Origin of the sequence: Mycobacterium riyadhense (assembly GCF_963853645.1) — a bacterium.
Taxonomy (GTDB): Bacteria; Actinomycetota; Actinomycetes; order Mycobacteriales; family Mycobacteriaceae; genus Mycobacterium; species Mycobacterium riyadhense.
In genome coordinates, this window is sequence record NZ_OY970456.1 from 2,657,481 (window position 1) to 2,671,480 (window position 14,000).

Here is a 14,000-nt window from a genome sequence, read left to right on the forward strand (position 1 = left end):
CTGCGTCAGACCGGGTGCCTAAAGTGTGAGCTGTGAGCGCTCCGCCTATTGAGGCCACCGAGGCCGCGCCCAAGCCGACGCTGATGTTGCTAGATGGCAATTCGCTGGCGTTTCGCGCGTTCTACGCGCTACCCGCGGAGAACTTCAAGACCCGGGGCGGGCTGACCACCAATGCGGTCTACGGGTTCACCGCCATGCTGATCAACCTGCTGCGCGACGAGGGCCCGACGCACATCGCGGCTGCGTTCGACGTGTCGCGGCAGACGTTCCGTTCCGAGCGCTATCCCGAGTACAAGGCCAACCGGTCGTCGACCCCCGACGAGTTTCACGGCCAAATCGACATCACCAAGGAAGTCCTTGGCGCACTGGGCATCACGGTGCTTTCCGAGCCGGGATTCGAAGCCGACGACCTCATCGCGACATTGGCCACGCAGGCCCGCGATGATGGCTATCGCGTGCTGGTGGTCACCGGCGACCGCGACTCGCTGCAGCTGGTCAGCGACGACGTGACCGTGCTCTACCCGCGAAAAGGCGTCAGTGAACTCACCCGTTTCACACCCGCGGCCGTCGTCGAGAAATACGGGCTGACCCCCGAGCAATACCCGGACTTTGCTGCGCTGCGCGGCGACCCGAGCGACAACTTGCCGGGCATTCCCGGGGTGGGGGAGAAGACGGCGGCGAAGTGGATCGTCGAGTACGGCTCGCTGCAATCGCTGGTCGACAACGTCGATTCGGTGCGCGGCAAGGTCGGCGATGCGTTGCGCGCGCACCTGGCCAGTGTGGTGCGCAACCGGGAGCTCACCGAACTGGTCCGCGATGTGCCGTTGGCGCAGACCCCGGACACATTGCGGCTGCAACCCTGGGATCGCGACCAGATCCACCGGCTTTTCGACGACCTGGAGTTCCGGGTGTTGCGCGACCGGCTGTTCGACACGTTGGCCGCCGTTGAGCCCGAGGTCGACGAGGGGTTCGACGTGCGCGGCGGCGCCCTGCAGCCCGGGACGGTAGGGCAGTGGTTGGCCGAGCACGCCGGCGACGGGCGCCGGTCGGGCCTGACCGTTGTCGGTACCCACCTGCCGCACGGCGGGGACGCCACCGCACTGGCGATCGCCGCCGCCGACGGGGAGGGCGCCTACGTCGACACCGCCACGTTGACTCCTGGCGACGACGCCGCCCTGGCGGCCTGGCTGTCCGATCCCGCCAAGCCCAAAGCCCTGCACGAGGCCAAGCTGGCCATCCACGATCTGGCCGGCCGCGGTTGGACGCTGAACGGCGTCACCTCCGACACAGCGCTGGCGGCCTACCTGGTGCGGCCGGGGCAGCGCAGTTTCACCCTCGACGACCTCTCGCTGCGCTACCTGCGTCGCGAGCTGCGCGCGGAAACGCCTGAGCAGCAACAGCTTTCGCTTCTCGATGACTTGGACGCGTCGGGCGGGGTGGACGAGCAGGCCGTGCAGACGACGATCCTGCGGGCCAGGGCCGTGATCGACCTCGCCGACGCATTGGACGCCGAGCTGGCCCGCATCGACTCCACCGCGCTGCTGGGTGAGATGGAGCTGCCGGTCCAGCACGTGCTGGCCAACATGGAGCGCGCCGGTATCGCCGTCGACATGGAAATGCTGACCGAGCTGCAAAGCCAGTTCGGCAACCAGATCCGCGACGCCGCCGAGGCCGCATACGCCGTGATCGGCAAACAAATCAATTTGGGCTCGCCCAAGCAGCTGCAGGTCGTGTTGTTCGACGAACTGGGCATGCCGAAGACCAAGCGGACCAAGACCGGCTACACCACCGACGCGGACGCCCTGCAGTCGCTGTTCGACAAGACCGGGCACCCGTTTCTGCAGCACCTGCTCACCCATCGCGACGTCACCCGGCTCAAGGTCACCGTCGACGGCTTGCTGAACTCGGTGGCCGCCGACGGCCGGATCCACACCACGTTCAACCAGACGATCGCAGCGACTGGCCGGCTCTCGTCGACCGAACCCAACTTGCAGAACATCCCGATCCGCACCGACGCCGGCAGGCAAATCCGGGACGCATTCGTCGTGGGGTCCGGTGATTACGCCGAGCTGATGACCGCCGACTACAGCCAGATCGAGATGCGCATCATGGCGCATCTGTCGGCCGATGATGGCCTCATCGAAGCGTTCAACACCGGAGAGGACCTGCACTCGTTCGTCGCGTCCCGGGCGTTCGGCGTGCCGATCGAGGAGGTCACCGCGGAGTTGCGCCGCCGGGTCAAGGCGATGTCGTACGGGCTGGCATACGGCTTGAGCGCCTACGGCCTGGCCGCCCAGCTGAAGATCTCCACCGAAGAGGCGAAGATCCAGATGGACCAATACTTCGCCCGATTCGGCGGGGTGCGCGACTACCTGATGGACGTCGTCGAGCAGGCCCGCAAGGACGGCTACACCTCGACCGTGCTGGGCCGCCGGCGCTATCTTCCCGAGCTGGACAGCAGCAATCGCCAGGTGCGGGAGGCCGCCGAGCGCGCTGCACTCAACGCGCCGATCCAGGGCAGCGCGGCCGACATCATCAAGGTGGCGATGATCGAGGTCGACAAGGCGCTGCGGGAGGCCGGGCTGGCGTCGCGCATGCTGCTGCAGGTCCACGACGAGCTGCTGTTTGAGATCGCCCCCGGAGAACGGGAACGGGTGGAGGCGCTGGTGCGCGACAAAATGGGCGGCGCCTACCCACTCGACGTCCCGCTGGAAGTCTCGGTGGGCTACGGACGCAGCTGGGACAGTGCGGCGCACTGACGGGGTGTCGCCCCGGTGTGGCGTGGCGTGGCTCGCGAGCGTAACGCTGCGGCGAAAAATCGGCGCAGAATTCGCCGCTGCGTTACGCTCGTGACGCTCGTGGCAGATGGTGCGGTTTGTCCAGCTTGTGCCCTGTCGAGTAGCCTCAACAGGTAAACCCCAATTTGTCCCTACGATGAACCCTGTCCGGAGCAACCCAACAATATGCCGAGTCCCACCGTCACCTCGCCGCAAGTAGCCGTCAACGACATAGGCTCCAGCGAGGACTTTCTCGCCGCAATAGACAAAACGATCAAGTACTTCAACGATGGCGACATCGTCGAAGGCACCATCGTCAAAGTGGACCGGGACGAGGTGCTCCTCGACATCGGCTACAAAACCGAAGGGGTCATCCCCGCCCGCGAGCTCTCCATCAAACACGATGTTGACCCCAACGAGGTCGTTTCGGTGGGCGATGAGGTCGAGGCCCTGGTGCTCACCAAGGAGGACAAAGAGGGCCGGCTGATCCTTTCCAAGAAGCGTGCGCAGTATGAGCGCGCGTGGGGCACCATCGAGGCGCTCAAGGAGAAGGACGAGGCCGTCAAGGGCACCGTCATCGAGGTGGTCAAGGGTGGCCTGATCCTCGACATCGGCTTGCGCGGCTTCCTGCCCGCCTCGCTGGTGGAGATGCGACGGGTGCGCGATCTGCAGCCGTACATCGGCAAGGAGATCGAGGCCAAGATCATCGAGCTGGACAAGAACCGCAACAACGTGGTGCTGAGCCGCCGCGCCTGGCTGGAGCAGACCCAGTCCGAGGTGCGCAGCGAGTTCCTCAACCAGCTGCAGAAGGGCACCATCCGCAAGGGTGTGGTCTCCTCGATCGTCAACTTCGGCGCGTTCGTCGATCTGGGCGGTGTTGACGGTCTGGTGCACGTGTCCGAGTTGTCCTGGAAGCACATCGACCACCCGTCCGAGGTGGTCCAGGTGGGCGACGAAGTCACCGTCGAGGTGCTCGACGTCGACATGGACCGCGAGCGGGTTTCGTTGTCGCTCAAGGCAACTCAGGAAGACCCCTGGCGGCACTTCGCCCGCACGCACGCCATCGGCCAGATCGTGCCGGGCAAGGTCACCAAACTGGTTCCGTTCGGTGCGTTCGTGCGCGTCGAGGAAGGCATCGAAGGCTTGGTGCACATCTCCGAGCTGGCCGAGCGCCACGTCGAGGTGCCCGACCAGGTGGTCGCCGTGGGCGACGACGCGATGGTCAAGGTCATCGACATCGACCTGGAGCGGCGCCGGATTTCGTTGTCGCTCAAGCAGGCCAACGAGGACTACACCGAGGAATTCGACCCGGCGAAGTACGGCATGGCCGACAGCTACGACGAGCAGGGCAATTACATCTTCCCGGAGGGCTTCGACCCTGAAACCAACGAGTGGCTCGAAGGATTCGACGCCCAGCGCGCCGAATGGGAAGCCCGCTACGCCGAGGCCGAACGCCGGCACAAGATGCACACCACGCAGATGGAGAAGTTTGCCGCGGCCGAGGCGGCCGGCCGCGCCGCCGGCGACCAAGCGCCGTCCAGCAGCGGGTCCTCGGAGAAGTCCGCGGGTGGATCGCTGGCCAGCGACGCCCAATTGGCCGCCTTGCGGGAAAAGCTCGCCGGCAACGCTTAACCTGTCAGCTGATCGCAATCGGGTAATGCTGCGCATCGGGTTGACCGGTGGCATCGGTGCCGGGAAATCTGCGCTGTCCACGGCCTTCTCGCGGTGCGGGGCCATCATCGTCGACGGGGATGTCCTGGCACGGGAGGTAGTCGAACCGGGCACCGAAGGGCTGGCTTCGCTGGTCGAAGCCTTTGGCCCTGACATCCTGCAACCAGACGGCTCCCTCGACCGGCCAGCGTTGGCTGCCAAAGCATTTCGGGACGACGAGACGCGTGGAAAACTCAACGGGATCGTTCACCCCCTGGTCGCCAAGCGCCGCGCGGAGATCCTTGCGGCGGTGACTGGGGATGCCGTTGTGGTGGAAGACATTCCGCTGCTGGTCGAATCCGGGATGGCGCCACTGTTCCCGTTGGTTGTCATCGTGCATGCCGACGTGGAACTGCGGGTGCGACGGTTGGTCGAGCAACGCGGCATGTCTGAAGACGACGCCCGCGCCAGGATCGCCGCCCAAGCCGACGACGAGCAACGCCGTGCCGTCGCCGATATCTGGCTCGACAACTCAGGCGAGCCAGGGGACTTGGTCGAGCGGGCTAATGACGTGTGGCACAACCGGATAGTGCCGTTCGCGCACAACCTGAGCAGCCGTCAGGTCGCCCGCGCACCCGCGCGCCTGATGCCGGCCGACCCGAGTTGGCCTGCGCAGGCACGCCGTATCATTGCCCGGCTGAAGACCGCATGCGGCCACCGGGCACTGCGAGTCGACCACATCGGATCAACGGCCGTACCGGATCTCGACGCCAAGGACGTGATCGACATCCAGGTCACCGTCGAATCATTAGAGGTGGCCGATGAACTCGTCGAGCCGTTACTGGCCGTGGGATACCCGCGCCTGGAGCACATCACCGAGGACACCGCCAAAGCCGACGCCCGCAGCACCGTGGATCACTACGACCACAGCGATGATCTATCGTTGTGGCACAAGCGAATTCACGCATCAGCCGACCCTGGCCGGCCGACGCATGTGCACATCCGGGTAGACGGTCGACCCAATCAGCAGTTCGCCCTGCTGTTTGTCGACTGGCTGGCAGCTAACCCCGGTGCGCGCGCCGACTACCTGAGAGTCAAGCGCAGAGCCGAAGCCAGCGGGAACGGAGATATGGCGCGCTACGTCACCGCCAAAGAACCGTGGTTCCTGGATGCCTACCGCCGGGCCTGGGAGTGGGCCGACACCACGGGCTGGCGGCCGTAGAACACCGCTCACTGTGGCTGGCGGCGACGTCAGCGTCGAACGTCGTAAGGCCGACCGGGGCAATGTCAGGAGGCGGTAGGTGGTCACGCTTCGCGTGGTCAAACGAACTGGTCATGGCGCCCTCCTCTGGCAAATATTTACTGCACTGCCGATGGCGGGGGCGGGCTTCAATCGGCTTGTTCAGCGTGGTTCGCTCCAGTTAGCTATTTGGTGGCGATTGCAGATTACTTTCGCAATCAGCGCGACGTTACAGGCCGTTGTCTGGACGTCGTCCGCGTTGAGTATGGAGGTTGTGGCAATGTCTGATCGATCAGTCGCCGGCACCACCGATCAAATCGCCGACGACACAGAGGATTGGATGCCGTTGCTCTCGATGCAGGCTCTGCCGGAGCCCCGGGTGATGGACGGTGAGATCTGGCAGGAGTTCGCCGACGCCGTGCGACGGATGAGCCACGTCGTGGACCGGGCGCCGAGTGATCCGTTGTCGCGTGCGGCGGGGTTCCGATATCTGGCCCGCTATATCGCCGCCGGTGTGCGGCTATGTATCGAGTACGGCGATCCCTACTATCCGGAGCTAGTGCGCATGGTCGACTGCACCATGCCGTGGGGGAACGACAACCCCGACTGCCTGTACCTGTACACCCAATTGCCCGGCGCAAACCCCGCGGGCGGCGGCCCCCGCTACCGCATCTCGGGTTACCTCGGCACCGCGACGGACTTCGATATCCAGATTGTTCGCGGGCACTACAGCGACGGCCGCCCACGCGGCTGGGAACTGGTGTCCGAGCTAAACACCGACAGCCTCAGCGTGGCCGCGAACGGCAACGTGGAGATCGTCATTTCGCCAGACGAGCAGCCCGGCAACTGGCTGCGCCTGGGCACCGGGCTGCAGTTCCTGCAGATCCGCCAGTACACCGGCGACTGGGAGCGCGAAAACCCGGCCGACCTGATTATCGAGCGCACCGACGCGCCCTACCCTCCACCAGCGACGGACTCCACAACCGTTGCTGACCAACTCGATCTGCTCAAGCAATGGATTTCAACTGGGCTGCGCCAATGGGAGACCATGGCCCGCAAGATCATGAACCTGCCCGCCAACACGACGATCCAACCCGCCGCACCGTCGGCAGGAGTGGGACACGTCGGCCAATCCTACGGCGACGGGCACTTCGTGTGTGAGCCGGAAAAGGCGGTGATCCTGGAAGTCCGCCCGCCGAAGTGCCGGTATTGGAGTGTCGTGCTGTGCGATCCGTTCTGGGAGAGCATCGATTTCGCCACTCGGCAGAGCTCGCTGAACCATACCCAGGCCCGTCCCGACACCGACGGCGTCGTCCGCATGATCCTCGCCCACGTCGACCCCGGTGTGCCGAACTGGCTCGACGTTGGCGGCCATCGCGAGGGCACCATCGCCGTGCGCTACTTCGCGGCTGAAAGCCGCCCGCCGGTCGAGGCCAAGGCCGTCAAACTGGCTGAGCTGCGCAACCACCTCCCGGCCGACACCCCAGAGGTGAGTCCGGCCGAGCGGGCCGAGCGGCTAGCCGCCCGCCGGCGTGCGGCGTGGCGACGCTATCGCCGCTAACAGACGGTAGCGCAAGCGGATTCACGCAATGGGGGACAGCGCCGTGCGAAACGTCGGCAAGTGAAACCCTTCCACGTCAGGCAGTTCAGGCACGTAGCTTCGCCAGGCGCTGCAGAGGTCCGGATAGCGAGCGAGCGTGCCGAGACATGTCTTCCCACGGATCACGTTGGCCGGCAAGCCGTTTGGGAATGTCGCGGATCGTGAAGCGATCGGCACGCAAATCCGGGCTGTCTAGTTCGTCCCATTCCAGCGGAGTTGCCACCGGAGCACCGGGACGGGCCCGGACCGAATATGGCGCTACCGCCGTCTGCGCGTACGCGTTTCGTGCGACGTCCAGATACACCCGGCCGCCCCGTTTGTCCTTGCGAACTTCCACGGTGCGGTGTGCCGCATCGTCCGCAGCGACCACCTCGGCGACCTCGCGGGCGAATCGCCGGGCGGCGTCGAACTCTGCGTCGCCGCGCAGCGGGACCACGACGTGCAGCCCGCGCGACCCGGTCGTCTGCACGTAGCACGCGAGTCCAAGGTCACCCAGCGCCCCGGCCACCGCGCGGGCGGTGCTTCGCAGCACCGCGAAGGTGCCGTCGGACGGGTCGAGGTCGAAGACCAGTCGATCGGGGCTGTCGAGCTGGCCCTGCCGACACTGCCACGCGTGCAGCGTTACGCAGTTCTGGTTGGCCAGCCAGGCCAGTGCCTCCCGCCGTTCGGCCAGCGGATGGACCACGGTGCCGCCTTCCTTGGCGACCTTGGCGCGGCTCATCCAGTCCGGCAGCGAGTCAGCGAAATCTTGTTGAAGAAAGCCTTGTTGGTCGATCCCGCGGGGAAACCGCTGCACTGTGAGCGGCCGGCCCTTGAGGTGCGACAGCATTGTGTCGGCCACTTCGCAGTAGTAGTCCACCAGGTCGCGCTTGCTGATTCTTTGTTGTGAGGACCGGCCGGGAAACAACACCCGGTCGGGGTGAGTCACTTCAACTTCAACACCGGACATCAACGGCTCTTCCTCACGATGTCTTTGGGGTCGTTGGGTTCGTTGTCGGTGCGCAGATCGGCGGGATCGGTCACGCCAAGTCGTCCAGCGTGCGACCCGACAGCACCGACTCGGGCTGACTGTGCACCGGTTTGCGCCGCGCGTCGGCATCGGCGTCCTTTCGCTTGATCAGCAGCCATGTCTCGTCATTCCCCTCGCGGATCCGGGTCAGCGCGTAACCGCCGCGCAGCTTTTCACCGTGTAAGCGAAACGAGAGGTGGCCGCGTTCCAGGCCCTCGGTCATTTCATGCTGGGTCGCGTTGGCGTAGGTGCCGTGGTCCCAAACGATGACGCCACCCGCGCCGTACTCCCCTTCGGGGATCACTCCCTCGAAGGTCGCGTACTCCAACGGGTGATCCTCGGTGCGACGGGCCATCCGTCTGTGCTTCGGGTTTATCGACGGTCCTCTGGGGATAGCCCAGGACACCAGCACGCCATCGATCTCGAGGCGAAAATCGTAGTGGTCGTTGCGTGCCGCGTGGTGCTGGACGACGAACCGTGGCTCTTCCTGGGTTTCCGGGTTCTTCCGCCGGTGTCGCCCCCGTGGCTCGGGACTGCGGCCGAATTGCCGTTTGCGGCGATATTCGCTCAAGGGCATACGACTGAGGTACCCGTCTGGCGGCACTGAAAACTGCTACGCCTCGCTCCAGGTCAACTCCATGCCCTTGGAAGCCAGCCAGCGCGTGAGGTCATAGTCGTTGCGGGCCAGGCCGTCGATTGCGTTGATGGCGCATCGCACGGCCCGCTCGGCGACCTCCGGGGTCAACAGGCCGTGGCGGACGGCGTCCAGCAGCTCGTCCACGTCAGCCACTGCGGCGTCACTGCCAGTGCGAACTTCGATGTCGAGGTAATGGTCTTCGGAGCGCCACACGGTCGGGCCAGGTGTGTATTCGCCAATGTCGAGGTAGTAGTCTTGGTTGCGTTCATGGCCCGGGTTGAAATGAAAGACCGTGGCGCGCAAGCCCAACGACGGTAGTAGCCACGACTCGAGGTAATGGAATTGCGCCCGCCCCGGGGTCGGACGGGCCAGATAAAGCCCCCACGGGCGCACCGCGTACTCATCGACGGCCCGCACCACGCCCTTCGGATCGGTGTTGGTGCGGGCCAGCAGATCGAATGTTTCGTGCTTGGGCGGATGGATGCTTTCACCTTAGCGACCCTAACGACGCAAACGGATCCTCCACCGCACAAAGCAGGCATAGAACACCGACAACGCGGCCAGCATCGCCATGTCGAACAACCAGATCTTGGACGTGTGCTGCCAGAACCGGTCCTCGGAGACCAGCGAACCAGGTACCAAGTGGCGGACATCGACCGTCGACGCGGCCGCCGCATAACCCCAACGCGCGGGCGTCGCAAACGAGAGCTGGTCGAGCACGATCCGGCCGGTCACCGGGACCATCCCGCCGCACAGCACCAGCTGCGCCATGATCGACACCACGAAGAGCGGCATGATCTGCTCACTGGAGCGGACCAGCGCCGAAATGGCCAGGCCGAGCAGCGCCGACGCCACACACGTCCCGGCGACGGCGACGAACAGCTCGGCGGTCGCCGCGACGTTGCCGTGCCCCAGTACCAGGCCGCCCCGGGTTGGCGCGCCCTTGCCGACCACCACGATCACGGTGGTGATCGCCGACTGCAGGATGGCGAACAAGCAGAACACACCGGTCTTGGCCAACAGATAGGCGGTTGTCGACAGACCGACGGCTTGTTCCCGTTGAAAGATCGCACGTTCGCCAACCAAGTCGCGGATCGTCAAAGCGGTACCCATGAAAGCTCCGGCGAGCACGAGCAGGTTCAGGATCTGCGCGGATTCGTCAGGCGTACCTCCGTGCTCGCCGACAATCCGGAATCCGCATGAGCCGGGAACCGTCAGCGACAGCGCGCCCAGAACGAACGGCAACAGGGCCAGGAATGCGAAGTAGGCGTGGTCGGCGACGACCAGGCGAACCTGCCGGCGAGCGACCGTCGAAATCTGGCGCCGCACGCTGGTATGCACCGGCTCGCCCAGTTCCGCGGGTTCGTCCGCTTGGGCCGGCGGCTTCGACGCCTGGTGTTGGGAGCGGAAGCGTCGATTGGCTTCTTCGGGGTCGGCGCCCACCTGGCCGAAGATCTTGGCCCAGTTGGTGGTTCCCATCGCGTCACCGATCCGGTCCGGCGGACCGCAATAGGCCGTCTTGCCACCCGGCGCCACCAACAGCAGCTGGTCGCAAGTGTCCAGGTAGGACAACATGTGCGTCACCAAGATCACCACGCGGCCGGCGTCGGCGAGCTGGCGCAGCATCGTCATCACCTGGTGGTCCAGTGCGGGGTCCAGCCCTGACGTCGGCTCATCGAGGATGAGCAGCGACGGGCCGGTCAACAACTCCAGCGCCACCGAGGCACGTTTGCGCTGGCCGCCCGACAGCTTGTCCACCCGGGTGTCAGCGTGCCTGGTCAGGTCGAGCTCCGCGAGGACCCGGGTGACCACTCTGGCACGGTCCGCCTTGCTGGTGTCGGGCGGCAGGCGCAACTCGGCGGCGTAACCCAACGCCTGGTTCACGGTGAGCTGGTGGTGCACCACATCGTCTTGCGGGACCATCCCGATTCTGCTTCGCAGCGAGGCATATTCGGCATGGATGTCGTGGCCCGCGAAGCTGACCGAGCCCGAACTGGGGCGTGCGTAGCCGGCAATCAGCCTGGCCAGTGTGCTCTTTCCCGCGCCCGATCCACCGATGACCGCGGTCAGCGTGCCGGGTCTGGCGACCAGCGAGATGTCATCCAGCAGTTGTTTGCCGTTGTCGACGACGTACTTGACGTTGCGCACCTTCAGACCACCGGTGCGCGTCGTGGCCTCGTCGCGGTGGATCAGGGCCCCGTCCTTGAATACCAGGTCAGCGTTGCCGATCGTGACAACGTCGCCTTCGGTCAAGATCGCCGACCCGACTCGGGTGCCGTTGACGAATGTTCCGTTGCTGCTGCGGTCCCTGATTTCGGTGCCCAGCGGTGTCGGCTGCAGCGTCGCATGCTGCCGCGACGCCAAGACGTCGGCGACGACGATGTCGTTGGTGGTGGCGCGACCGATCGTGGTGATACCACAGGTCTTGGCGGCCGGCGCGGACCGCAGCGACAAGGACTTCACCGTCCGTGTCGCGAGGTTCGACACGTCGGCCGATTTGGCATTGACCACGGTGAGCTCGGCCGGTGGTGGGCCGACGTCGACCGCGGTGAGTTCGTCGAGCGGTGCTGGGATTGGACGCTGGGGCGGGCGCTTCGCGATCGGTGCTGGCGGTGTGGGGACCGGAGGTAGCGACCATGCAAGGGTGGGCGGCCCGCTGTCGCGGACCGATCTGGTCTGCGCTGGCCGACTGGTCAGCCCATGGTGAGGGCCGATCTGGAAGGTCAGCCGCGGGCCCGCGGGATTGCCGACGTTGATGCTTTGACCGTCATGGACGTCGACTACCGGCATTCGGTAGCCGTTGACGTAGGTTCCGTTCAGCGACCCGTTGTCGATGGCCAGCCATCGGCCCTGATCGAAGCGCAGGATCAGGTGCGCGCGTGAGATGCGTGGATCCGGGATGCGTAGGTCGGCGTACAGGTCACGTCCGACGATCACCTCGTAGCCTGGTGCGAAGGAACATTGAGACCCGTCATGCCGAATTGTCAGCGCAGGCAAGGCTAGTCGGCTCACCTCATCAGTATCGGCCGGCTACTGGGTCAGCTTATTTGTGCCAGCTGTGAGTTGGCTTTGTTTTGGGTTTGCGGTCATACATAGCTCTTTCATAGCGAGCAGCGGCATCATTACGCACTAATGATCTGGCCTACCAAACCGCTATCTTCGGCGACTGTGGCGCACGTACTGCGCCGCGCTCGATCGGTCCGCCCGACTCCAAGCGCGCAGCCGGGCTCAGCCGAGAATGGCCCCGCACGCCGGTCGCCGGCCTGCGGTGCGTCCTTTGCCGGGTACACCATCCTGCGGCCCCTGGGTGCCGGCGGAATGGCCGAGGTCTATCTAGCCCTGCATCCCAGGCTGCCGCGCCGCGACGTCATCAAAGTTCTCGCCGCTGCGATCACGGCGGACCGCGAGTTCCGTGAAAGGTTCAACCGGGAAGCAGATCTCGCCGCAACGCTTTGGCACCCGCACATCGTCGGAGTACACGATCGCGGCGAATTCGACGGTCAGCTTTGGATTTCCATGGACTACGTCCAAGGCACGGATGCGTCCCGACTGGCGAAAGAGCGTTACCCGAACGGGATGCCGGCCGATGAGGTGTGCGACATCCTCGACGCCGTTGCGGGCGCTTTGGATTACGCTCACGACCGCGGTCTGCTGCACCGCGACGTCAAGCCGGCCAACATCCTGCTCACCCATCCCGATGACCCGGAACGCCGAATCCTGTTGGCGGACTTCGGTGTAGCACGCCATCTTGGTGATATCAGCGGAATCACCGAGACCAATGTCGCCGTGGGGACGGTCGCCTATGCCGCGCCAGAGCAGTTGACGGGTTCCAACATCGACGGGCGGGCAGACCAATATGCGTTGGCGGCAACGGCATTTCACCTCCTTACCGGCGTGCCACCGTTCCGGCAGTCCAACCCGGTCGCGGTGATCAGCCAGCATCTGCACGACGATCCGCCCCGGCTGAGCGACTACCGTCCGGATCTGGCACACCTCGATGACGTGTTCTGCAAAGCCCTCGCCAAGCAACCCGAAGCCAGATTCGAGCGGTGTCGTGCGTTCTCCGCGGCGGTCAGCGAGCGGCTAGCCGCTGCTTCGGTCAGTGACGTTGCGCCCCAACCTGTTGTGGCGTCGAGCCGCAAGTTTTCGCCACGGACGCGGTGGGCGGCGGCGTTGGTGGGCGCGGTGCTTATCGTTGTGGCCGCTACCTGGTCGACCCTGTACACCTTCCAGACCGAGAGTCCGACGCCACCCAAGCCCGCGCTCGCCGCGAGACCAGGTGTGCCTGCGGCCAGCCCGACTGCATCGGCGAACCCGGCCAAGGTCCTCACCGGCACCTACCAGTTGGACTACGACCGCTCGAAACGAACCACCAACGGCATCTCGATCCGCCACGATGGCGTCAAGACCGACTGGTGGGCCTTCCGTTCCGCGTGCACCGCCAACGGGTGTGCGGCCACCGGAATCCGGTTGGACGATGCCAACCACCAAATTGCCAGTACCACTGACGGCGGCCAGTCTGACGTTTTGCGTTTTGTGTCGGGATATTGGCAAGGCGCGCCTCAGCAAGATCGGGTGGGCTGTCGTCAGCCGAACGGGCCAGTGCGAGCCACTCAACAGGAAACGGTCTCCCTGTCGTTGGCGCCGCAAGCCGACGGCACGCTGCGCGGCGTTGAGACCGAGACCGTCGGCAGCGATGAGTGTGGCGCGCAAGGAGCGGTGTTGCGGGTCCCGGTGGTGGCCACCCGGATTGGTGAGGTGCCGCCCAGCGTGGCTTTGGGTGATCCCGCTGAAGTGGTCGTCGCACCCGCTGTGTCGGCCGCCAAGCCCGTCCTCGGGGGGACGTGCAACGACGTCGACAAACTCGGCTACGACCAAACCAGCAATGAGCAGGTCGTGTGCGAGGGCAACACCTGGTCGAAGGCGCCGATCACGACCGGCGTCCATGCCGCGGGTACCTCGTGCGACCGGCCCGACATCCCGGTCTTCGCCATTTCCGTGTCCAACGATGGCTATCTGATCGAATGCGATCCGGTGACCCGGATGTGGAGCCGTCACGGCTAGTTTCTGGTCGCGAACGTGCGTGT

At 65.2% G+C, this 14,000-nt stretch carries 9 protein-coding genes; 5 read left to right on the plus strand and 4 right to left on the minus strand.

The features are described 5' to 3' along the window. Nucleotides 1-83 precede the first annotated feature (83 nt). The 4 genes from polA to AADZ78_RS12105 all read left to right on the plus strand — a co-directional run bounded on the left by polA (nucleotide 84) and on the right by AADZ78_RS12105 (nucleotide 7,228). Nucleotides 84-2,759, plus strand: a complete 2,676-nt coding sequence (polA, locus tag AADZ78_RS12090; protein WP_139828562.1) for a DNA polymerase I — start codon at nucleotides 84-86, stop codon at nucleotides 2,757-2,759. Nucleotides 2,760-2,963: 204 nt separating this feature from the next. Beyond that, nucleotides 2,964-4,409 (plus strand): 30S ribosomal protein S1, encoded by a 1,446-nt coding sequence (rpsA, locus tag AADZ78_RS12095; protein ID WP_204080848.1) that lies wholly within the window; start codon nucleotides 2,964-2,966, stop codon nucleotides 4,407-4,409. A gap of 25 nt (nucleotides 4,410-4,434) precedes the next feature. Beyond that, on the plus strand, nucleotides 4,435-5,649 hold the full coding sequence (coaE, locus tag AADZ78_RS12100) for a dephospho-CoA kinase (RefSeq protein WP_085249467.1): 1,215 nt from the start codon (nucleotides 4,435-4,437) through the stop codon (nucleotides 5,647-5,649). Between the two features lie 298 nt (nucleotides 5,650-5,947). After that, the gene (locus tag AADZ78_RS12105) at nucleotides 5,948-7,228 is read left to right on the plus strand and encodes a DUF1214 domain-containing protein (RefSeq protein ID WP_169726245.1); all 1,281 of its coding nucleotides are present in this window, start codon (nucleotides 5,948-5,950) and stop codon (nucleotides 7,226-7,228) included. Between the two features lie 85 nt (nucleotides 7,229-7,313). On the opposite strand, the gene ligD is transcribed toward AADZ78_RS12105, so the two are convergent. The 4 genes from ligD to AADZ78_RS12125 form a co-directional block, all read right to left on the minus strand. Further along, nucleotides 7,314-8,216: a non-homologous end-joining DNA ligase gene (ligD, locus tag AADZ78_RS12110; RefSeq protein WP_085249465.1), complete on the minus strand. Its 903-nt coding sequence runs from the start codon at nucleotides 8,214-8,216 to the stop codon at nucleotides 7,314-7,316. Between the two features lie 70 nt (nucleotides 8,217-8,286). Beyond that, nucleotides 8,287-8,853: a DNA polymerase ligase N-terminal domain-containing protein gene (locus tag AADZ78_RS12115; protein WP_085249464.1), complete on the minus strand. Its 567-nt coding sequence runs from the start codon at nucleotides 8,851-8,853 to the stop codon at nucleotides 8,287-8,289. Between the two features lie 36 nt (nucleotides 8,854-8,889). After that, entirely contained in the window at nucleotides 8,890-9,330 is a 441-nt protein-coding gene (locus AADZ78_RS12120) for a DUF402 domain-containing protein (protein WP_085249485.1), read from the minus strand. 84 nt (nucleotides 9,331-9,414) lie between these two features. Continuing rightward, a complete protein-coding gene (locus tag AADZ78_RS12125; RefSeq protein WP_085249463.1) occupies nucleotides 9,415-11,925 on the minus strand; it encodes an FHA domain-containing protein in 2,511 nt (836 codons plus the stop codon). Nucleotides 11,926-12,045: 120 nt separating this feature from the next. Here AADZ78_RS12125 and AADZ78_RS12130 point away from each other — a divergent pair, with 120 nt between their 5' ends. Beyond that, the gene (locus AADZ78_RS12130; RefSeq protein ID WP_085249462.1) at nucleotides 12,046-13,977 is read left to right on the plus strand and encodes a serine/threonine-protein kinase; all 1,932 of its coding nucleotides are present in this window, start codon (nucleotides 12,046-12,048) and stop codon (nucleotides 13,975-13,977) included. Nucleotides 13,978-14,000 lie beyond the last annotated feature (23 nt).